Below are 20,947 nucleotides of genomic sequence, written 5' to 3' on the forward strand. Positions count from 1 at the left end.
CCCCGGGAGTGTCAGGCTTATCACAGCGGTGCAGCTTGAGATAACCCCGGCTGTCGTACACTCAGAGGAAGACGCCGGTGGATTTCACCCTGATCGTTGCGCTTGTGATTGCGCTCGCACTGATTTTCGACTTCACCAACGGCTTCCACGACACCGCGAACGCGATGGCAACCCCCATCGCGACCGGCGCCATGCGCCCGAAGGTCGCGGTGGGACTCGCCGCCATTCTGAACCTGGTCGGGGCTTTCCTCTCCACCGAGGTCGCCAGGACCATTTCCGGCGGCATCATCAACAAGGATGACGCCGGAGTTCAGATCACTCCCGAGATCATCTTCGCGGGCCTGATCGGCGCCATCGTTTGGAACCTCATCACCTGGCTGCGTGGCCTGCCGTCCAGCTCGAGCCACGCCCTGTTCGGCGGACTCATCGGCGCGACGATCATCGGCGTCGGCTCGCAGGCGGTCGCCTACGACGTCGTGCTGGCCAAGGTCATCCTGCCGGCACTGATCGCCCCGCTCACGGTGGGCATCGTCGCCTACCTCGCCACCAGGCTCGCCTACTTCATCACCCGGCGGGATTCCGGCAAGGCGGATGGCCGGGGCGGCTTCCGCTACGCGCAGATCATCTCCTCGTCGCTCGTTGCCCTCGCACACGGCACCAATGACGCCCAGAAGACCATGGGCGTCATCACCCTCACCCTGATCGCCGGCGGGATGCAGGACGTGGGCACCGGCCCGCAGCTGTGGGTCATCACCACCTGCGCGATCGCGATCGCGATCGGCACGTACACCGGCGGCTGGCGAATCATCCGGACCATGGGTCGCGGCCTCACCGACATCAAGCCGGCCCAGGGCTTCGCTGCGGAGACCAGCACCGCGGCCACCATCCTCGCGTCCAGCCAACTCGGCTTCGCGCTCTCCACCACGCAGGTCGCGTCCGGGTCGGTGATCGGCTCGGGCCTGGGCCGCCGCGGCTCGACCGTGCGCTGGGGGATGGCCGGCCAGATCGCGCTCGGCTGGGTGCTCACCCTGCCGGCGGCGGCCATCATGGGTGCCTTCGCGGCCGGACTCGCCCTGATCGGACCGATGGGCATCGTGCTCGACCTGGTGATCGGTTCCCTCGTCATCGCCGTGCTGTTTCGCCGGTCCCGCCAGAGCCGGGTCACGCACGACAACCTGCACGACATCGACGACGCCGGGCGGGTCGTGAAGATCCGGAAGACCCCCCGCAAGGCCTCCCGCACGGCCTCTCGCAAGGATCAGAAGAAGGTCGCGCTGTGATCGATTGGTCTGCGTTCCTCGTCGTCGCGCTCGCTTCGCTCCTCTCGTCCGCGGTCGTGGTGGGCCTGTATTCGCTCGGGCTGCGGTTGCTCACCACCTCCGGCCGTGTACCCGTGGTCGAACCGGCCGAATTCACGGGAGCCATCACCGTGCTCACCCCCAAGCGTGCGGCCAAGGAGGCCAAGCGCGCGCGCAAGGCCGCCGCCGGCCCACTGAGCCCTCTGCAGAAGCAGGTCGCCCTGATGGGCGCCTACGCCTGTTTCGTGCTCTGTAGCGCGGCCGTGCTCTACGGTGTCTACCTGATTGTGCCGGCCCTGCACCGCTGACCCGCTGCGTCCCTGTTCCGCTTCCCTCGCAGCGTTCCGTGCCGTAACGGGCGCTCTCGGTTGCCGCGCGGTAGCTGCGCCGCTGCGCTGGTGGCACGCCACGTGCGGAACGGCGCTGCACGCTCGCAACGCCGGATGACTGCGCGACCTGGTCCGTCAGGCTGGCGGCGCACCCTGTGGAGCTGGGCGCACGGTAGACGGTGCGCCGCGAGCCAGGACATGCGCCGCGAGCCAGTACCTGCGGCGCTGCAGAGGGCCGCGGATGCTACCGTGCGGTGCCGCGCACCCGGGCCACCCACGTCATCAGGTGGTAGATCACGATGGCGGCGACCGTGCCGAGCGCGATGCCGTTGAAGCTGAGGCTGCCGGCCGTGAAGGTGTAGTCGGCGATGCCGATGATCAGCGCGGTGGCCGCGGTGAACTGGTTGACCGGCTTGCTGAAGTCGACCTTGTTGTCGAGCCAGATCTTCACGCCGATGATGCCGATCAGGCCGTAGAGGGCCGTGGTGACGCCGCCGAGCACCCCCGCCGGGATCGTGTTGATGACCGCACCGATCTTGGGGGAGAGTCCGAGCAGCACCGCGGTGATGCCCGCGACCCAGTAGGCGGCCGTGGAGTAGATGCGGGTGGCCGCCATGACGCCGATGTTCTCGCCATAGGTGGTGGTGCCCGATCCGCCGCTGAAGCCGGCGAGCATCGTGGCCAGACCGTCGGCCATCAGGGCGCGACCCGTGAAGCGGTTCACCGTCACATTCGTCATCTGGGCAACGCCCTTGATGTGGCCCACATTCTCGGCCACCAGCACGAGCACGACCGGCAGGAACGCCGGCAGCACGCCGAGGGCGGCGGACGGATCCGCGAACGGGTTCATCGCCGCGGTGAACTGGGGCAGGCCGATCCAGGCAGCCTCGCCCACCCCGCTGAAGTCGACCTCGCCGGCCACCACGGCGGCCACATAGCCCACGATCACGCCGATGAAGATGGACAGCCGGCCCAGGATGCCGCGGAACACCACGGTCGAGAGGATCACGGCGAGCAGGGTGATCAGCGCGGTGAGCGGGGCCAGCTCGAAGTTCGACTTGGCGACGGGAGCCAGGTTGAGGCCGATCAGGGCGACGATGGCCCCGGAGACGACGGGCGGCATCAATGCGTCGATCCAGCCGGTGCCGGTGAGCTGCACGATCACGCCGATCAGGGCCAGGAGTAGGCCGACGACGATGATGCCGAACAGGGCGCTGCCCATGCCCGCGCTCGCGGTCGCGGCGGTGATCGGCGCGATGAAGGCGAACGAGGAGCCGAGGTAACTGGGCAGCTTGTTGCGCGTGATTACCAGGAAAAGCAGGGTGCCGATGCCCGAGAAGAGCAGCGTCGTGCTGGGTGGGAAGCCCGTGAGCAGCGGTACCAGGAACGTGGCACCGAACATGGCGATGACGTGCTGGGTGCCGATCCCGATGGTCAGCGGCCAGTTCAGGCGCTCGCCGGGGCCGACGACATCCGTGGCTCCGACCGTTTTTCCGTCACCGTGCAGGGTCCAGGGCAGAGCCATGTGTTTCTCGTTTCCGTGTCGTACGTAATCCCGATGGTAGTGAACAATTAAGATCGGACGGTGAGACCATCCGTTCAGCCTGCCCAAGCAGAGCCACTCTCGGTGAGGATTGAAACCGGCTTGCTGCACGGAATCCGGGTGCGCGGGGTGCGCCAGTGGCGCGGGATTCCCTACGCGGCCGCCCCCGTGAACGAGCTCCGATTCCGCGCTCCGCAGCCGGCCTCGCCTTGGCCGGGCGAACGAGATGCAAGCTCCTTCGGCCCGGTCGCCACGCAGAGCCACCGCGGCCAGTTCATCGGCGCGAAACCGACGATCCCGCAAAGCGAGGACTGCCTCAACCTCAACGTGATCGCTCCCGACGAACCGGTCGACCCGCGGATGCTGCGGCCCGTCATGGTCTTCATCCACGGCGGCGCCTACAGCGTCGGGTCCTCGCGGGAGGTGCCCCGGCAGGGTGAGGGGCTCGTGCGGCGCGGCGGCATCGTCTATGTCAGCCTCAACTACCGGTTGGGGGCGCTTGGCTACATCGACTTCAGCCGTTACTCGACCGCGGAGCATGCGTTCGAGAGCAACCTCGGGCTGCGCGACCAGGTGGCTGCGCTCGGCTGGGTGCGGCGCAACATCCGCGCGTTCGGCGGCAACCCGGATGCCGTCACCCTCTTCGGCGAATCGGCCGGAGCCAACGCCGTGACCACCCTGATGACCGTCCCGGCCGCCGCCGGACTCTTCCAGCGCGCGATCGCGCAGAGCGCCCCGCCGAACGCCGTCTATGCCCCCGATGTCACCGCCGAGTGGGCCACGGACTTTGTGCGGCTCCTGGCCCGGCGCACCGGGCAGGCCGACCCGACGAACTCGACCACCACGGCGACGGATGCCGCTGCCCTGCTTCTGCAGGCCGACCCGGCACATCTGGCCGAGGCCACGAGCGACCTGACCCGGCGTGCCCCGGACCGGTACCCCGGCACGATCCCGCTCTCGCCCGTGATCGACGGCGACTTCCTGCCTGAACGACCTCTCGACGCCTTCCGCGACGGCCGTGCCCACCGGATTCCGCTGATCATCGGCACCAACTCGCGGGAAGGTTCGCTGTTCAGTGGGCGCATCGACATCCTCGCCACGACGCCCGGGCGCATCCGCGCCGTGTTCGCGAACACCAAGAAGAAGGCTCGCACGCGCCTGCGGGCGCAGTACCCCGGGATACCCGCGCTGCGGCCCGCCCTCGATTTCGGTGGTGATTTTTCTTTCTGGTACCCGAGCGTGCGCGTGGGCGAACGGCACTCCCGGTATGCCCCGGTGCGCTTCTACCGCTTCGATGCCGCGCCGCGCCTGGTGCGTTTGATGGGGCTCGACGCTACGCACGGCCTCGAGCTGTTCCCGCTGTTCGACCGGCTCGACGGCTGGTTCGGCCGCGGCATGACCGCGCTCGGCGGTCGCCGCGACTTCCAGCGGATCGGTGCCCGGATGCAGGGTTGGTGGCTCAGTTTCGCGGCCTCCGGGGTGCCGGATGCGGCCTGGCCGCTCTACGACGAGGCCGAGCGCCTGACCCTGGTCATCGACGCCGTCGACCGTGTCGAGTCCGACCCGCGCGGGGACCGCCGCCGGGCCTGGGACGCCTTCGTGCCGCACATCTGAGCTCGGCGTGCCACAGCCCGGAAGCCCGGCCGGTTGCCTCCGCGGGCCGTCCTCGCCCAGCCCCGCGGAATCGGCCCGCGCTCCGGGGCCGTAAACTGAGGAACTGAGAATCAGCTGAGTCGGACACCAGGAGCACCCCATTTCTGAAACAGAGACCCACACGTCATCCACGCCTGCCCCCAAGCCGGACGCCCCGGCGGGCACGAACCCGGGGCTCAAGTCCCGCATCGATCGGTACTTCGAAATAACCCGGCGCGGCTCCACCTACGGCCGAGAAATCCGCGGCGGTCTGGTGACGTTCGTCACGATGGCCTACATCGTGATCCTCAACCCGCTCATCCTCGGCGGCTTCAGCGCCGACCAGGCCGCGGTCGACGTGGCCGGCGGATGGCTGCCCAACGGCCAGGTTGCCGCGGTCACCGCCCTCACCGCCGGCGTCATGACCATCCTGTTCGGCGCCGTCGCCCGGCTTCCCTTCGGTTTCGCCGCGGGCCTCGGCATCAACTCCTTCCTGGCCGTGAGCGTCGTCGGCCAGGTGACCTGGCCGGAGGCCATGGGCCTCGTGGTCATCAACGGGCTCATCATCGTGCTGCTCGCCTCCACCGGCCTACGCGAGCTCATTTTCAACGCCGTGCCGCGCCAGCTGAAGATCGCCATCACGGTCGGCATCGGCCTGTTCATCGCCTTCATCGGCCTGGTCGACTCCGGCTTCGTGCGCGCGAGCGGCGCCGCGTCGCCGCCCGTGCAGCTCGGCGACAACGGCTCCGTCGTGAGCCTGCCGACCGCCGTGTTCGTGCTCGGCCTGATCATTCTCGGCATCCTGGTCGCCCGCAAGGTGAAGGCGGCCCTCCTGATCGGAATCGTCGCCACCACGCTGGTCGCGGTGGTCCTCGAGGCGATTTTCAAGGTCGGGCCGTCATTCGGGCAGAACCCCGACGGTTGGAACCTGAACGCGCCGGTACTGCCGACCTCCATCGTCTCGCTGCCCGACCTGAGCCTCGTCGGACAGGTCAGCTTCGGCGCCTTCGACCGGATCGGCATTCTGGCCGCGTCGATGCTCGTTTTCACGCTCGTCTTCACGAACTTCTTCGACGCCATGGGCACCATGACCGGCCTGGCCAGCGAGGCCGATGTGGCCGACGAGAAGGGCAACTTCCCGCGCCTGAAATCCGCCCTGATCGTCGAGGGCGTCGGCGCCGTCGTCGGCGGCGCCACCTCTGCCTCGTCGAACACGGTGTTCATCGAGTCCGGTGCCGGCATCGGTGAGGGTGCTCGCACGGGACTGGCCAACATCGTCACGGGACTGCTGTTCCTCGCGGCCATGTTCTTCACCCCGCTCACCCAGATCGTGCCGCTGGAGGTGGCCGCGGCCGCCCTCGTGATCGTCGGCGCGATGATGGTGTCCCAGATCCGGTTCATCGACTTCACGGAGTTCTCCATCGTGCTACCGGTATTCCTCACGATCATCGTGATGCCGCTGACCTACTCGATCGCCAACGGAATCGGGGCCGGCTTCATCACCTGGGTGCTGGTGCGTTCGTTCTCGGGGAAGGCGCGCGAGATCAGCCCGTTGCTCTGGGTGGTCGCGGCCGGCTTCCTGGTCTTCTTCGTGCGCGGCCCGATCGAGGTTCTGTTCGGCGCGTGACCGTGTGGCCGCCCCCGGCCCGATTCGGGGGCTAACCCCATGGGTGCCAGAACGGATGCTCCGTAGTGTCGTTGGGAGAGCGGCATCCGTCGCTCCCCATCGAAACGGAGAACCGCCCATGTCAACCATCGCTCCCGACCAGGCCCCGGTCTACACTGCCGAGCCCGTACCCCCGCGGAGCAGCACTCTGGCCGTGTCGAGCCTCGTGCTCGGCCTCGTGTCGATCGTCGCCGGCTGGACCTTCCTCGTGCCCATTGCCGGCCTGGTCGTCGGCATCCTCGCCCTCGGACGGGAACCGCAGGCGCGCACCCTGGCGATCTGGGGCATCGTGCTCAACGCGGTGCTGCTGGCCGGCTCGCTGCTGCTCGTGCTGCTGGCGCTGGCCCTCGGCCTGCTGGCGCTGCCGTTCGCGTTCTTGATCTGACCTCGATCTGGCCCGGCGCGGCCTCGCGCTACTCCAGGAAGCCGCGCAGGAGCAGGGCGGTGCCGGCCAGATGCTCGGCCATCGCCTGTGCGGCGGCGTCGGGCCGACCGGTCAGGATCGCGGTCACGATCTGCTCGTGCTGCCGGTCCGAGTGTGCGATGTTCGGTCCGAGTGACGGGATGTTGTCGAGCAGTTCGTTGATCCGCATCCGCACTTCGGCCAGCAGCGGCACGAGCGACGGTGAGCCGGCCAGCTCGCCGATGGTGAGGTGCAGCCTGGAGTCCAGTCGGCGGTAGTCCTCGCCGGTGGCGCCGATCGAGTCGGCCAGGCTGTTCCACAGCACTTCCCGTTCGCCGGGCGACAGGGTGCGCGCGGCGGCATGCCGGGCGGCGCCCTCCTCCAAGATTTCCCGGAGCGCGAGCGCGTCCTCGATCTCGGCCACGGAGATGTCCCGGCGCGCCGGCAGTCCACGCTCGTGGCCTCGGCCGGGCGTTTGCTGGGGCAACGAATCGTTGACGAAGGTGCCGCCGTAGCGGCCGCGTCGGGAGACCAGATAGCCGGCCTCGGCCAGGGATGCGATCGCATCCCGCAGCGTGTCCCGACTCACGGCGAGCATGGCGGAGAGTTCGCGTTCGGCCGGCAGTCGTTCGCCGGGCGCGACGAGTCCCAGCCGCACGGTCTGCAGCAGCCGCTGCACGGTCTCCTCGAAGGCGTTGCCACTGTGCACGGGGCGCAGCAGCAGTCCACTGTCGAGCCCGGGCTGTTCGTCGTCGATCACTGTTCTGGTCCTGGCTCCTGGTCGAACTTCCAGTCCATCACGGTTTCCGCACCCTCCCGCACCGCTACATCGGCGTCACGTAGGCCGAGCTGATGCCGCCGTCGACCAGGAACGTGGAGCCCGTGATGAACGAGGAGTCATCGCTGGCCAGGAACGCGACCGCGGCCGCGAGCTCCTCGGGTTCCGCGAACCGGCCGACTGGGATGTGCACCAGCCGCCGGGCCGCGCGCTCCGGGTCCTTCGCGAATAGCTCTTGCAGTAGCGGGGTGTTCACCGGGCCGGGGCAAAGGGCGTTGACCCGGATGCCCTGGCGCGCGAACTGCACGCCCAGCTCGCGGCTGAGCGCGAGCACGCCGCCCTTCGAGGCGGTGTAGGAGATCTGACTGGTCGCGGAGCCGAGCACGGCCACGAACGAGGCCGTGTTGATGATCGACCCGCGGCCCTGCTTCACCATGTAGCGCAGGGCGGACCGGCAGCACAGGTACACCGACTTCAGGTTGACGTCCTGCACCCGTTGCCAGGCCGGTAGCTCGGTCGTCTCGATCGAGTCGTCGTCGGGCGGGGAGATCCCGGCATTGTTGAACGCGATGTCGACGGAGCCGTAGGTGAGATAGGCGGTGTCGAAGAGGTTGTTGACCTCGCCCTCGTCGGTGACATCCACCTTGACGAAGAGGCAGTCGAGCTGGTCGGCCGCCGCGAGCCCCGCCGCCTCGTCGAGGTCGCCGATCACAACCGTTGCTCCTTCCGCGGCGAACCGTTTCGCCGTGGCCAGGCCGATGCCGCTGGCACCGCCTGTGATCACGGCGACCCGGCCCGCGAGCCGCTGGGTGAGGTCGATGGGGGTGAGGGTGCTCATGCTGGCTCCTTGGGGTTCGTCTGAGGGTGTGGCGTCTAGTCGACGGCGATGAAGACGTTCTTGGTCTCGGTGAACGACAACGGGGCGTCCGGGCCCAGTTCCCGGCCGAGGCCCGACTGCTTGAAGCCGCCGAATGGAGTCGTGTAGCGCACGGAGGAGTGCGAGTTGACGGACAGATTGCCGGATTCCACGGCCCGCGCCACTCGGATCGCCCGGCCCACGTCGCGGGTCCAGATCGATCCGGAGAGGCCGTAGTCGGTGTCATTGGCGAGGTTCACGGCGTCGTCTTCACCGTCGAACGGCAGCACGGTGACGACGGGTCCGAAGATCTCGTCGGTGACGCAACGGTCCGTGCGGGAGTCCGGGGTGAGCACGGTCGGCGGGAACCAGAAACCCGGTCCGGTCGGGGCGCTGCCCCGGAAGGCCACGGGGGAGCCCTCCGGCACATAGGCCGAGACCGCGGCGTGGTGCGCGGCCGAGACGAGCGGGCCCATCTCGGTGCTCTCGTCGGCGGGATCACCCACCCGCACACCGGCGACGGCCGGCTCGAGCAGCTCGAGAAATCGGTCGTAGACGCTCCGCTCCACCAGGATGCGGCTACGGGCGCAGCAGTCCTGGCCGGCGTTCTCGAACACCCCGGAGGGTGCGGTGGCGGCGGCCTTCTCCAGGTTGGAGTCGGCGAACACGATGTTGGCGCTCTTGCCGCCGAGTTCCAGGGTGACCCGTTTGACCTGGGCGGCGCAGCCGGCCATGATCCGCTTGCCGACATCCGTCGACCCGGTGAAGACGACCTTCCGCACTTGGGGGTGCGTCACGAACCGTTCGCCGACCACCGATCCGCGGCCCGGCAGCACCTGGAACAGCCCCTCGGGCAGGCCGGCCTCCCGGGCGAGTACGCCCAGATGGATGCTGGAGAGCGGCGTCCACTCCGCCGGCTTCAGCAACACCGCGTTGCCAGCCGCGAGGGCGGGAGCGAAACCCCAGGCCGCGATCGTCATCGGGAAGTTCCACGGGGTGATGATGCCGACCACACCCAGCGGTTCCTGGAAGGTCACGTCGAGACCGCCGGACACCGGGATCTGCCGCCCGAAGAGTCGCTCGGGGGCGGCCGAGTAGTAAGTCAGCACGTCGCGCACATGGCCGGCCTCCCAGCGCGCCTGCATGATCGGATGCCCCGAGTTGGCCATCTCGATGCGGGCCAGGTTCTCCCGGTCCCCGTCCACGGCCTCCGCGAAGCGGCGCAGAACGGCAGCCTTGTCGGCTGGCGCCACCCGGGACCAGAGCCGCTGCGCGGCCACCGCCCGGGAGACGGCCTCATCGGTCGCATCCGTGTCGAGGTGTTCGACCACGGATACTGGGGTCTCGTCGGCCGGGTTGATCACGGTGTAGCTGCTCACAGGGTGTCCCTTTCCTGATCGTGGTCGTGGTCGTGGTCGTGGTCGTGGTCACGGGCCGCCCGGTAGCGGGCGGCCGCGTCGACGAGGCCCGCGAAGAGACGTAGGTCGTCGTGCTGTTCCGGATGCCACTGCACGGCCAGCCCGAACGGGACATCGGTGAGTTCCACGGCCTGCACGACCCCGTCGTGAGTGCGTGCGGACACGGTGAGGCCGGCGCCGATCCGGTCGATGGACTGGTGGTGGTAGACGGGAACGGGAAGCGGCACGTCCAGGGCGTCGAGCAGCCCGTGCAGCCGCGACTCGGGTTCCACGTGCACGTCCACGATGTTGAAGACGCCGCCGCCGGCCTGGTAGCCGCCGTGGCCCACGACGTCGGGCAGGTGCTGGTGCAGGGTGCCGCCCTGTGCGATGTTGAGCATCTGGGCGCCGCGGCAGATGCCGAGCAGCGGCAGCTCCCGGTCGATGGCCCGGTGGATCAGCTCATGCTCCCAGGCGTCACGGTCCCGCCGCGGCTCGTCGGTTTTCGTGTGGGCGGCCTGACCGTAACGCGCCGGATCGACGTCCTTGCCGCCGGTGATGACCAGGCCGTCGAGGCCGTCGAGCACCCGGTCGGCAATGGCCGCGTCCACGGGCTGCGGCGGCAGCAGCACGGCGATGCCGCCCGCGCGGATGACCGAGTCGAAATAGGCCTGGGGCAGGAAGGCGGCCGGCACGTCCCAGACACCGGTCTGGGACTGCTCGAGATAGGTGGTCAGGCCGATCACGGGGCGCGGGTCGGCACCGGGGCGCGGTGCGGTGCCGGGGTCAGAGGCGCTCAAAGCCGCGCACCCGCTCCCAGTCGGTCACCGCCGCGTCATAGGCTTCCAGCTCGATCCGCGCGTTGTTGAGGTAGTGATCGACGACCTCGTCGCCGAATGCCTCCCGGGCGATCGTGGATGTCGCGAACAGCGCTGTGGCCTCCCGCAGCGAGGCCGGCACCCGCTCGGCGCCGCTCTCGTAGGCGTTGCCGACGAAGGCATCGTCGAGTTCGAGTTCGTTCTCGATGCCGTAGAGGCCGGCCGCGATCAGCGCGGCCACGGCCAGGTACTGGTTCACGTCGCCGCCGGGCACTCGGTTCTCCACCCGCAGGCCGAGGCCGGCCCCCACCACGCGCAGGGCGCACGTGCGGTTATCGAGCCCCCAGGCGATCGCAGTCGGCGCGAAGCTGCCGCTGACATAGCGCTTGTAGGAGTTGATGTTCGGTGCCGAGAACAGGGTCAGCTCGCGCATCACCGCGAGCTGGCCGGCGAGGAAGTGACGGAACAGCGTCGACATGCCGTGATCGGCATCCTTGTCGGCGAAGACCGCGGATCCGTCGGTGCCGCGCAGGCTGATGTGGATGTGGCAGCTGTTGCCCTCCCGCTCGTTGAACTTGGCCATGAAGGTCAGGCTCTTGCCGTGGGCATCCGCGATCTCCTTGGCGCCGTTCTTGTAGATGGAGTGGTTGTCGCAGGTGGCCAGGGCGTCGGTGTAGCGGAACGCGATCTCCTGCTGGCCCAGGTTGCACTCACCCTTGACGCCCTCGCAGTACATACCGGCGCCGTCCATGGCGTTACGGATGTCCCGCAGTAACGGTTCCATCCGGGTGGATGCGAGCAGCGCATAGTCGATGTTGTAATCGCTGGCGGGTGTCAGGTCGCGGTAGCCCTTCTTCCATGCCTCCCGGTAGCCGTCGTCGAAGACGATGAACTCCAGCTCGGTGCCGACATAGGGCACCAGCCCGCGGTCGGCCAGCCGGGCCAGCTGGGTTTTCAGGATCTGGCGGGGTGACGCCACGACGGGTGACTTGTCGAGCCACCGCAGGTCCGCGGTGACGAGGGCGGCCCCGGGTAGCCAGGGCGCGCGTCGCAGTGTGGCGAGGTCGGGGATCATGGCCATGTCGCCGTAGCCGCGTCGCCAGCTCGACATCTCATAGCCGTCCACCGTGTTCATCTCCACGTCGACGGCCAGCAGATAGTTGCAGCACTCCGCGCCGTGGCCGGCCACGTCCTCCAGGAAGAGCCGCGCGGAAACCCGCTTGCCCACCAGCCGCCCCTGCATATCGGTGAATGCGACGACGACGGTGTCGATGTCGCCGCCGCGAACCAGGGAGGTGAGGTCCTCAAGCGAGAGATTTCCGGAGCGGGGTGTCATCAACTTCTCCTCATCGAGCCGGTCAAAGGGTGAACATTCGACCATTAGACCACAGATCGAGCGCTGTGTGACGGCCAATTTTTGTTTCGCTCGACTCAGGAATCGGGCATGTAAAGGTATGTACAAGCCACCATTGGAGCCCTATAGTCATGCCAACGTAAACTCCCGGAGTTGCCGCTCGATCGCTGAGTTGCGCAACCAGAACGCAAAGGAATCCAGGATGTCCAAAGACACCTTGAACGTCTCGGGCGTGACCTACACGACGGCAGAGGCAGGGTACTTCGAGAAACGCAAGCTCCGCCGCAGCGCCGGGATCTGGGGGCTGTGGGGACTCGCCGTCGCCGCGGTCATCTCCGGTGATTTCTCGGGCTGGAACTTCGGCATCGATTTCGCTGGATTCGGCGGAATGCTGATCGCCTTCGCCCTCTTGATCGTCATGTACTACGGCATGATCTTCGCGATCGGGGAGATGGCGTCGGCCATGCCGCACACGGGCGGCGCCTATTCCTTCGCCCGGGCGGCGCTCGGGCCCTGGGGCGGTTTCGTCACCGGCCTGGCCGAGACCATCGAGTATGTCGCGACCACCGCGGTGATCGTGTACTTCTCGGCGTCCTACGCAGACGGCATCACGAGTGAGCTGCTCGGAGTCTCACTGCCCGCCTGGGCGTGGTGGGCCATCCTCTACGCCGTATTCATCGGCCTGAACTCGGCCGGCGCCGCGATCTCGTTCAAATTCGCGATCGTGGTCTCGATCATCTCCATCGGCATCCTGCTGGTGTTCTCGGCAATGGCGGCCTTCTCCGGGCTCTTCAGTGTGGACAACCTCTTCGATATCGCCCCGGAGGCCGGCCAGTCCGAGTTCCTGCCCTTCGGCGTGGTGCCGATCCTGTTCGCCCTGCCCTACGCCATGTGGTTCTTCCTCGGAATTGAGGAGCTGCCGCTGGCCGCGGAGGAATCCCACGACCCGGTGCGGGACATCCCGCGAGCCGGTCTGATCGCCCGCACGACCCTGATCGTGACCGGGCTCCTGGTGCTGGTGCTCAACACCGGGATAGTCGGGGCCTCGAACATCGCCACCGCCGGGGAGCCACTGCTCGACGGCTTTCGGGCGATGGTCGGCGACGAGGCGGCCGCTGTGCTGGCCCTGTTCGCCCTGGTCGGACTGCTGGCCTCCCTGCAGGGCATCATGTTCGCGTACGGGCGCAACATGTACTCCCTGTCGCGGGCCGGCTATTACCCGAAATTCCTCTCCCTGACCGGCCGCCGCCAGACTCCGGCGGTGGCGCTGCTCGTGGGGGCCCTGATCGGCTTCGTGGCCCTGATCCTCGTCGACTCGCTCGGCGGCGCCGGCGGCGTGGCCGGGGCGATCGTGCTCAACATCGCCGTTTGGGGAGCCGTGATCGCCTACATCCTGCAGATGATCTCGTTCGTCGTGTTGCGCCGAAAGTACCCGAATGCGAACCGGCCCTACCGCAGCCCGTGGGGCGTACCCGGGGCGGTGATCGCGGGCATCCTCTCGCTCGCGATCTTCTTCGGGTTCTTCATCAACGAGCCGGCCCGCCCGGCCATCGCGGCCATCGCCGTGGTCTACGTGGTCATGCTGCTGATCTTCGCGCTCTACGGGCGCAAGCGCCTCGTGCTCTCCCCGGAGGAAGAATACGCGGTGTCCGGCGGCCTGCACGGCGACCCGCAGAAGGAAGGCTACGGCGGCGCCGTGGAGGAGCAACTGCTCGCGCTCGACGGTCGGGACGACCAGCGCGCGCCGTAGCCGAACGAGTTTCGATCGATTGGTTGGGTCGCCCTCCGCGGGTCAGAGCTGACGCACCCGCGTGGACGCTGTTCAGCACAGGCGGAGCGACCTGCCGGTGTTGAACCAATTCGACGGAGATTCTCGAGGAAAACGGCCATTTCGACGTGGTGAGGTCCGTTTTGGGCAGAATCTCCGTCGAATTCGTTCGGGCTGCGGGGCGGGAGCGCTACCGTGACGCCATGTGCGTCTGGGAGCGGCGTTCCCGCGGCCGACCGGGTTCCGCGCCGGCCGCTCGGCCGGCAGGGAACCCGGCCGATGTGATGGTGCTGCGCGACCACACCCTCCCCGACCGGGACTGGACGGTGCTGCCCGCAGGCAGCCGCGCCTTCTGGTTCCCGGCGCCGAGCGGGAACCTCGCCGCCTTCGAGCCGGGCGACCCCGGCCGCTCCGAGAATCGTGCTGCTGCCCGGCGCGACCGGCTCCAAGGAAGACTTCGTGCTGTTGGCCCCGCTGCTGGCCGACGCCGGCTACTTCGTGCAGAGCCACGACCTGGCCGGGCACTACCAGGCGTGCGCGGCCGGGCCCGGCGGCACCGAGCCCTGGGACTACGCCCCGTTCGTGGCCGACCTGATCGTGTTCCCCGACGCAGGGCCCACCCCGGTGCACGTGCTCGGCTACTCGATCGCCGGGATCGTCGCGGAGCTGGCCCTCGCCGCGCTTTACCGGGCGGCTGGCTGATCAGGCGGGCCGATTCGGCAGGCTGATCCGGCTGGTAGCAGGCTGTACCGGAGGTTGGCCGGCCGGCTGAACCGGAGGCCGGCGGGCTGATCCGATGCCCCCGCGAAACAGGTCAGTGCCCGATCGTGGGACGCCCGGCCCGGTGGCGCCGCACCGCGTACCGGGCGGCATGCCGGCGCCACGGGTTATTCTCCGGCCAGCCCTGCAGCAGGGTGCGCCCGCCCCACCGCGCCCGGCGGGCGATGGCGCTCCAGGAATCGAAGGGCCGGCCGGAGATGGCTACCCGCAGGGTCGGGTCGTAGCGCACGCGCACCGCGGGGCTCAGTTTCCTACTGAGGTCGAGGTCGTCGTGGATGTCGTCGCGGTCGCGGTGCACCCGGAGGCGGGCCTCCAGCCAGACCGCCCGGTGCATGGCGAAATTCGAGCCGAAGACCGGGCGGTGCCCCAGCCAGAACGGCATCCAGAAGAAATATCCGCCGATGTAGAAGGTCCCGCCCAACCAGGCCACGAGGGTGCCGCAGCCGTAGAAATCGCCGGGGCCGGTGACCATGTCGCTCCCGGGGACTCCGCCAGCGCGGACTCGATCCGCGCCAGCCAGTCGGCTGGCGGCACGGAGTCGGCGTCGAGACGGGCGATCACGTCACCGGATGCCGCATCCTAGCCGGCTGCCGCCGCCGGCCAGATGCCCCGCTGGGTCGCCCGCACGACCCGCGCACCCCCGAAGAGAGCGATCTCTGCCGAAGCATCCGTGCTCGCGTTGTCGACAACGATCACCTCGTCGGGCACCCGCTGCTGCCGCGCCAAAGCCGCGAGGCAGGTTCGGAGAAGGGCGGCGTCGTTGTAGCAGGGGATCACGACCGAGATCGTCATCGTCGCTGCATCCTTTCCCGCCCGCAGCGAGCTGTCGCATTGATCCTCCATCTGGCGGTCACGGTCAGATCGCGCGGCAATGCGTGGTGAGGAACCCGATCTTGTCGATGGTGATCGTGACCGTCGAGCCGTCGCGCAGGAACACCGGAGGTTTGCGGCTGTAGCCGGCGCCGCCCGGGCTGCCGGTGGAGATGAGCGTGCCCGGCAGCAGGGTCGAGGTTTTAGAGAGGTAGGAGATGATCTCGGCGACCGAGCGCACCATGTCGCCGCTCGAGGCGTCCTGCAGGATGCGGCCGTCGACGTGGGTGGTCAGCCACAGGTCCTGCGGGTCGGCGATCTGGTCTGCCGTGATGACGACCGGCCCGGTGGGCGTGAAACCGTCGAAGGACTTGCAGCGCGACCACTGCGCCTCGGAGAATTGCAGGTCGCGCGCCGTGATGTCGTTGACGACCGTGTAGCCGAAGACATGGTCGAGAGCGTCCGCCACCGACACGTGGTGTGCGGCCGTGCCGATGATCACGCCGAGCTCGGCCTCGTAGTCGACCTGGCTGGTCAGATCGGTCGGCCAGGTGATCGTGGACTCGTGCCCGGTGAGCGAGTTGGGCCAGAGCGAGAACACGGTCGCGGCCGTTTCGACGCGTAGTTCCAGCTCGGAGGAGTGGGCGGCGTAGTTGGCGCCGATCGCGATGATCTGAGGCGGACGCAGCACGGCCGACGAGTAGCGCAGCTCGCCCAGCGGGGTGAGCGTTGCTCCCTGCGCGGCGGCGTTCTGGCTCAGGGCGCGCACCCGGTTGTACTCGTCAGAGTCCTTCTCGATCAGGTCCTGCAGATCGCGGGGGGCGTCGTCCATGATCTCGTCGAGGAACAGCGCTGCGTCGTCGAAGACGGCGGCGAGCCGCGGAGTGGATTGACCTTCAACTCTCAGGTGGGCGAATTTCACCTGTTCAGGCTATCTGGCCCGGGAGGGGTCGCGGTGCGCGGGGTAGCCGCGGCGCCTGCCGCGCGCCACAAGTGCATGCCGGCGTAGCTGCGCCACGGCGCCCAGGCGGCACCGTGGCGGGCGAGTTGCCGGGCCTCCGCGGGCAGGCCGAGCCGCCCGGCGCCCTGCAACAGGGCCAGGTCGCTGGTCAGCAGGATGTCCGGGCTGCCCAGCACGCGCAGGGCCACGTATCCGGCCGTCCACGGTCCGATCCCGGCCAGGGCGGTCAGACGGGACTCAAGATCCTCCCGGGTCTGCCCGTAGGAGAGCACCAGATCGCCGGAGCAGAGCGCCTCCGCCACGCCGATGATCGCGTCGATGCGCGCGGCCGGGCCGCGCAGCACGCCGCGGCCCTCGGTTGCGATCCGCTGGGCGGTGGGAAACAGCCGGGTCAGGGGAGCGGCGGTGGAGTCGTGGATGAAGAGGCTTTGGCTGGTGCCGGTGGTGGCGCTGGTGCCGCTGGTGCCAGTGGTGGCGCTGCTGTCGCTGTCCCCTGCACCCGGGTACACGTCGTCGCCGAGCGCAGCGGCCAGCCGGGTGAGTGCCGTTCGGGCGGAGGCCACCGAGACCTGCTGGCCGATGAGCGCGCGGAACAGGGTCTCCTCGGGGTCCACGCTGCCCGGCACGCGCATGCCGGGGGTGGCCGCGATTCCGGCCGCGAGTTGCGGGTCCCTCCCGAGCGCCAGGTCGATCGCCCGGGAGTCCGCGTCCAGGTCGAGCAGGCGCCGCACCCGGCTGACGAGCGGCGCGAGGTCGGCGAGGCTGGCCAGTCGGGCGCGGCAGGCGACGGCTGGCGCGGCCGCCGTTCCCGACAGGGTCAGTTCCACCGTCGCGGGTCCGTGTGGCAGGCGCAGCGTGCGCGCGTAACGGGCATCCGTCGCCTGTTCCACCCCCGCGAGGCCTCGCGCGGCAAGGAACCGCAGCACCCCCACCCCGTCGAACGGCGCGCGCGCCGGCAGCAGCAGGTCGATGCCCGTCCCGTCACCGACCCCGAAGCCGGCCTCACCGACCCCGCCGACGCCGAGGGGCTGGGCGCGGGGCTGGGCGCGGGCGGGACGGGCGCGGCGCAGCTCGGTGGGGGTGCGCTCGTAGACGACGGCGATGGTGTCGTTGAACTGGCGCACGCTGCCGAAACCGGCGGCGAATGCGACCTCGGTGATCGGGACATCCGTGCTCGCCAGCAGCACGCGGGCGGTCTGCGCGCGGTGCGCCCGGGCGAGCGCGAGCGGGCCGGCGCCCAGCTCGGTCACGAGCACGCGGGTCAGGTGCCGTTCGCTGTAGCCGAGGCGGCGGGCGAGGCCGGGCACGCCCTCCCGCTCAACCGTGCCGTCGCTGATCAGGCGCATGGCGCGGGCGGCGAGGTCGTCACGGATGTCCCAGTCCGGCGACCCGGGGACGGCATCAGGAAGGCAGCGTTTGCACGCCCGCAGGCCGGCCTCGTGCGCGGCCGCGCTGGTGAGATAGAACGACACATTGGCCGGCTTCGGTGTGGCCGCCGGGCAGCTGGGGCGGCAGTAGATTCCGGTGGAGTGCACGCCCGTGATGAACTGACCGTCGAAGCGGGAGTCTCGGGAGGACATGGCCCGGTAGCGCTCGAAGAAGACCGGATCGAGCCCGGCAGGAGGGATGGTCACCCGGCCAGCCTGCCACCGCGAGCCCGGGCGCACCAGCGGGAATCGGCCATCGCCGGTGCCGGCCGCAGCGGCCGCGGGCTATGCCGGCCTGTGTCCGGGCCTGCCCTCCGGCACCCGGCCCGGTACTCTGGGCGCATGACCGCATTGGAGCGTCTGCAGGCCGAACTCGGCACCCACGTCAGCGTCGATCCGCGCCGGCTCGCGGCCGTTCGGGGCGACAAATCGGGCTGGGTTGCCCCGGGGATGCCGCTGGCGGTCGTCTACGCCGCATCCGTCGACCAGGTGCAGGCCACGCTGCGCATCGCGACCGAGTTTCGCGTGCCGGTGATCACCCGCGGAGCCGGAACGGGCCTGGCCGGGGGAGCGTGCGGCACGGACGGCGCCATCGTGCTGAGCGTCGAGCGGATGAACCGTATCCTCGAGATCCGCCCAGAGGATGAACTGGCCGTGGTCGAGCCGGGCGTGCTCAACGGCGACCTCAACACGGCCCTCTCCGCGCACGGGCTGTGGTTCGCGCCGGACCCGGCAAGCCGGGCGATCTCCTCGGTCGGCGGCAACATCGCCACCAACGCGGGTGGGCTGCTCTGCGCGAAGTACGGCGTCACCCGGGAGGCGGTGCTGGCGTTGACGGTGGTGCTCGCCGACGGGAGCCTGCTGGAGACCGGGCACCGCACCGTCAAGGGCGTCACCGGCTACGATTTGACCGCCCTGCTCACCGGCTCGGAGGGCACCCTCGGCGTGATCGTCGAGGCCACCGTGCGGGCGCACGCCATCACCCTGGGTGAGACCGTCACGATCGGCGCGACGTTCCCCAACGTGGCCCAGGCGGCCGCGGCATCCGGTCTCGTCACGGCGGCCCGGCTGCGCCCGGCCGTGATGGAACTCATCGACCCGGTGGCCCTGGCCCTGATCGCGGCGTACCTCGGGCCGAACCTGTTCGAGGGAGTTCCGGCTAGGGGAGCGTTCCTGCTGGTGCAGACGGATGGGCCGGCGAGCCAGGCGGAGGCGGACCAGGCGGTGGCCGTGCTGCGGGCCGCGGGCGGGGAGGTGCGCGCCTCCACCGACGCCGAATCCGCCGATCGACTGCTGGCCGTGCGGCGGGCCGCGCATCCGGCGCTGGCCGCTCACGGCGAGGTCCTGATCGAGGATGTCTGCGTGCCCCGCTCCCGGCTGGCCGAGATGTTCGCGCGGATCGCTGAGATCAGCGCCCGCACGGGCCTGCCCATCCCCACGGTGGCCCACGCCGGAGACGGCAATCTGCACCCCAATTTCCTGATCCCGTTCGATCCGGCCCGGGGCGGCGCGGAGCCGGTCGTGCCGGAGGCGGTCTGGCTGGCGGCCGACGAGCTCTTCCGTGCCGCGCTCGAACTCGGCGGCACGCTCACCGGCGAGCACGGGGTCGGCGTGCTCAAGCGGCGCTGGCTGGCCGAGGAGCTCGGCGACACGGGCTTCGCCCTGCAGCGCCGGATCAAGGCGGCGTTCGACCCGTTGGGCATCCTCAACCCGGGCACCATGTTCGAGGCGTGAGCGCGCAGCTAGTCTGTTGGGCATGACCCACGAGCCGACCCCGGAGCACTCCGCCGCCGCCCCACACTCTCATCCGGCCGGAACCCAGCCCGCGGCCCAGCCTGCCTCGGTGCAGCCCGCGGCCCAGCCGGTGCAGCCCGTCTGGACCGCCCCCGTTCGTCGCACCCGGGCGGGCATCGTCACGCTCACGGTCGCCGGCCTCGTCATCGGGGGCGCCGCTCTGCTGCTGGTGTTCGTCTACCTGGCCACCTTCCTCGGTGCCGGCACGCTGCTGGTCGGCCTCATCCTGGCACTCATCCCACTGATCGGGATTTTGCTCGCCGTGGGCTGGATCGATCGGTGGGAGCCCGAACCCCGCCCGGCCCTCTGGTTCGCGTTTCTCTGGGGCGCCGGCGTCTCCATCGTGACCGCGCTGCTCTTCGACCTGGGCGTGCAGCTGGCCCGGGCCGGCGCCGGGGCCACCGAAACGGATGACGGTTTCGCCGCCGCCGTCCTCCAGGCGCCCCTCGTCGAGGAGGCCGCCAAGGGCGCCGGGGTGCTGCTGCTCTTCTGGGTGCTGCGTCGGAGATTCGACGGCCCGGTCGATGGCGTGGTCTATGCCGCGACGGTCGCGGCCGGATTCGCCTTCACCGAGAACATCCAATACTTCGGTGTGGCGATGATGGACGGTGGCTCTGAGAACCTGGGCTTCACGTTCCTGGTGCGGGGGGTGTTGTCGCCCTTCGCCCATGTCATGTTCACTGCCTGCATCGGCATTGCGTGCGGGCTGGCGGTCCGGTTCCGGCCGTTCCCGGCCTTCGCCACGATTCTGCTCGGATTCGTCTCGGCGATCTTCCTGCACTCCGTCTGGAACGGGGCGTTCTACCTGGTCGAGAGTGGCTCTCTGGTGGCGTACTACCTCGCCGTGCAGGTGCCTCTGTTCCTCGGCGCGATCATGGTTGTCGTGTTGCTGCGGCGCCAGGAAGAACGCGTCACCGTGCTCCGGCTGAGCGAGTATGCCGCGGCCGGCTGGTTCAGCCCGGCCGAGGTGGGTATGCTCGCCACCCGCGATGGCCGTAGGCAGGCTCGATCCTGGGCCGCGCGGCAGCCCCAAACCCGGAAGCGGGCCATGCACCACTTCATCCACAACTCCACCCGCCTGGCTTTCGCCCGACAGCGCATGGTGAACGGTACGGCCGCGAACGTCGACCGGGCCGACGAATCGGAGCTGCTGGGGCTGATCCAGCGCGACCGTGCCGGCGTGATCAACTGACTCTGATGCCCTGACGAACAAGGACTCGCCGCCCCGGTGGTGTGGCAGTGCCGACAACTCTCCCGGAGCGGCGAGTTCTGTTCCCATGGTGCGCCCGACGGCCGCGTTCGCGCAAGGGGGAATTTTTGGTGTGCGGGCGAG

Annotated in this window: 19 protein-coding genes; 9 read left to right on the forward strand and 10 right to left on the reverse strand. The window is 69.2% G+C overall.

The annotated features are described in order from the left end of the window. Positions 1–77 precede the first annotated feature (77 nt). Together E3N94_RS12310 and E3N94_RS12315 are read left to right on the forward strand one after the other, a co-directional pair. Entirely contained in the window at positions 78–1,280 is a 1,203-nt protein-coding gene (locus E3N94_RS12310; protein WP_134374668.1) for an inorganic phosphate transporter, read from the forward strand. Beyond that, positions 1,277–1,606, forward strand: coding sequence for a peptidase (locus tag E3N94_RS12315; RefSeq protein WP_134374666.1), 330 nt, complete (start codon positions 1,277–1,279; stop codon positions 1,604–1,606). Before E3N94_RS12310 ends, E3N94_RS12315 begins: the two co-directional genes overlap by 4 nt. Positions 1,607–1,871: 265 nt before the next feature. On the opposite strand, the gene E3N94_RS12320 is transcribed toward E3N94_RS12315, so the two are convergent. Continuing rightward, complete coding sequence (locus E3N94_RS12320) at positions 1,872–3,152, reverse strand: solute carrier family 23 protein (protein WP_134400810.1); 1,281 nt, start codon at positions 3,150–3,152, stop codon at positions 1,872–1,874. Positions 3,153–3,254: 102 nt separating this feature from the next. Here E3N94_RS12320 and E3N94_RS12325 point away from each other — a divergent pair, with 102 nt between their 5' ends. The 3 genes from E3N94_RS12325 (at position 3,255) to E3N94_RS12335 (ending at position 6,853) form a co-directional block, all read left to right on the forward strand. After that, positions 3,255–4,784, forward strand: a complete 1,530-nt coding sequence (locus tag E3N94_RS12325; protein WP_241987121.1) for a carboxylesterase/lipase family protein — start codon at positions 3,255–3,257, stop codon at positions 4,782–4,784. 226 nt (positions 4,785–5,010) lie between these two features. Beyond that, entirely contained in the window at positions 5,011–6,429 is a 1,419-nt protein-coding gene (locus E3N94_RS12330; protein ID WP_241986224.1) for an NCS2 family permease, read from the forward strand. Positions 6,430–6,547: 118 nt separating this feature from the next. Then, complete coding sequence (locus E3N94_RS12335; protein ID WP_233191409.1) at positions 6,548–6,853, forward strand: hypothetical protein; 306 nt, start codon at positions 6,548–6,550, stop codon at positions 6,851–6,853. Between the two features lie 28 nt (positions 6,854–6,881). Here the strand turns inward: E3N94_RS12335 and E3N94_RS12340 are convergent, their stop codons facing one another. The 5 genes from E3N94_RS12340 to E3N94_RS12360 all read right to left on the reverse strand — a co-directional run bounded on the left by E3N94_RS12340 (position 6,882) and on the right by E3N94_RS12360 (position 12,056). Next, positions 6,882–7,628, reverse strand: a complete 747-nt coding sequence (locus E3N94_RS12340) for an FCD domain-containing protein (protein ID WP_104101273.1) — start codon at positions 7,626–7,628, stop codon at positions 6,882–6,884. Between the two features lie 67 nt (positions 7,629–7,695). Beyond that, positions 7,696–8,487: a 3-oxoacyl-ACP reductase gene (locus tag E3N94_RS12345; RefSeq protein ID WP_166784834.1), complete on the reverse strand. Its 792-nt coding sequence runs from the start codon at positions 8,485–8,487 to the stop codon at positions 7,696–7,698. A gap of 35 nt (positions 8,488–8,522) precedes the next feature. Beyond that, positions 8,523–9,884, reverse strand: a complete 1,362-nt coding sequence (locus tag E3N94_RS12350) for an aldehyde dehydrogenase family protein (RefSeq protein WP_104101072.1) — start codon at positions 9,882–9,884, stop codon at positions 8,523–8,525. Beyond that, entirely contained in the window at positions 9,881–10,702 is an 822-nt protein-coding gene (locus tag E3N94_RS12355; RefSeq protein ID WP_198411611.1) for a gamma-glutamyl-gamma-aminobutyrate hydrolase family protein, read from the reverse strand. The genes E3N94_RS12350 and E3N94_RS12355 overlap by 4 nt, the downstream gene beginning before the upstream one ends. Beyond that, the gene (locus E3N94_RS12360; protein WP_134342064.1) at positions 10,689–12,056 is read right to left on the reverse strand and encodes a glutamine synthetase family protein; all 1,368 of its coding nucleotides are present in this window, start codon (positions 12,054–12,056) and stop codon (positions 10,689–10,691) included. Before E3N94_RS12360 ends, E3N94_RS12355 begins: the two co-directional genes overlap by 14 nt. A 220-nt stretch (positions 12,057–12,276) precedes the next feature. Between E3N94_RS12360 and E3N94_RS12365 the strand changes: the two genes are divergently transcribed. Together E3N94_RS12365 and E3N94_RS12370 are read left to right on the forward strand one after the other, a co-directional pair. Then, complete coding sequence (locus tag E3N94_RS12365) at positions 12,277–13,824, forward strand: amino acid permease (protein WP_104101074.1); 1,548 nt, start codon at positions 12,277–12,279, stop codon at positions 13,822–13,824. Between the two features lie 438 nt (positions 13,825–14,262). Beyond that, positions 14,263–14,544, forward strand: a complete 282-nt coding sequence (locus tag E3N94_RS12370; protein ID WP_134342063.1) for an alpha/beta fold hydrolase — start codon at positions 14,263–14,265, stop codon at positions 14,542–14,544. Between the two features lie 112 nt (positions 14,545–14,656). Here the strand turns inward: E3N94_RS12370 and E3N94_RS12375 are convergent, their stop codons facing one another. The 4 genes from E3N94_RS12375 to E3N94_RS12390 all read right to left on the reverse strand — a co-directional run bounded on the left by E3N94_RS12375 (position 14,657) and on the right by E3N94_RS12390 (position 18,027). Then, complete coding sequence (locus E3N94_RS12375; RefSeq protein ID WP_134570316.1) at positions 14,657–15,094, reverse strand: hypothetical protein; 438 nt, start codon at positions 15,092–15,094, stop codon at positions 14,657–14,659. A 107-nt stretch (positions 15,095–15,201) separates the two neighbouring features. Then, positions 15,202–15,414, reverse strand: coding sequence for a glycosyltransferase (locus E3N94_RS12380; RefSeq protein ID WP_166790110.1), 213 nt, complete (start codon positions 15,412–15,414; stop codon positions 15,202–15,204). A gap of 64 nt (positions 15,415–15,478) precedes the next feature. Beyond that, on the reverse strand, positions 15,479–16,354 hold the full coding sequence (locus E3N94_RS12385; protein ID WP_233199212.1) for a fumarylacetoacetate hydrolase family protein: 876 nt from the start codon (positions 16,352–16,354) through the stop codon (positions 15,479–15,481). Beyond that, the gene (locus tag E3N94_RS12390) at positions 16,351–18,027 is read right to left on the reverse strand and encodes an AlkA N-terminal domain-containing protein (protein ID WP_277870683.1); all 1,677 of its coding nucleotides are present in this window, start codon (positions 18,025–18,027) and stop codon (positions 16,351–16,353) included. The genes E3N94_RS12385 and E3N94_RS12390 overlap by 4 nt, the downstream gene beginning before the upstream one ends. A 135-nt stretch (positions 18,028–18,162) precedes the next feature. Here E3N94_RS12390 and E3N94_RS12395 point away from each other — a divergent pair, with 135 nt between their 5' ends. Further along, positions 18,163–19,554: an FAD-linked oxidase C-terminal domain-containing protein gene (locus tag E3N94_RS12395; RefSeq protein ID WP_134570318.1), complete on the forward strand. Its 1,392-nt coding sequence runs from the start codon at positions 18,163–18,165 to the stop codon at positions 19,552–19,554. A 22-nt stretch (positions 19,555–19,576) separates the two neighbouring features. After that, positions 19,577–20,806, forward strand: a complete 1,230-nt coding sequence (locus E3N94_RS12400; protein ID WP_134570319.1) for a PrsW family intramembrane metalloprotease — start codon at positions 19,577–19,579, stop codon at positions 20,804–20,806. Positions 20,807–20,947 lie beyond the last annotated feature (141 nt).

Origin of the sequence: Cryobacterium sp. Sr3, from assembly GCF_004402835.1 — a bacterium.
Taxonomy (GTDB): Bacteria; Actinomycetota; Actinomycetes; order Actinomycetales; family Microbacteriaceae; genus Cryobacterium; species Cryobacterium sandaracinum.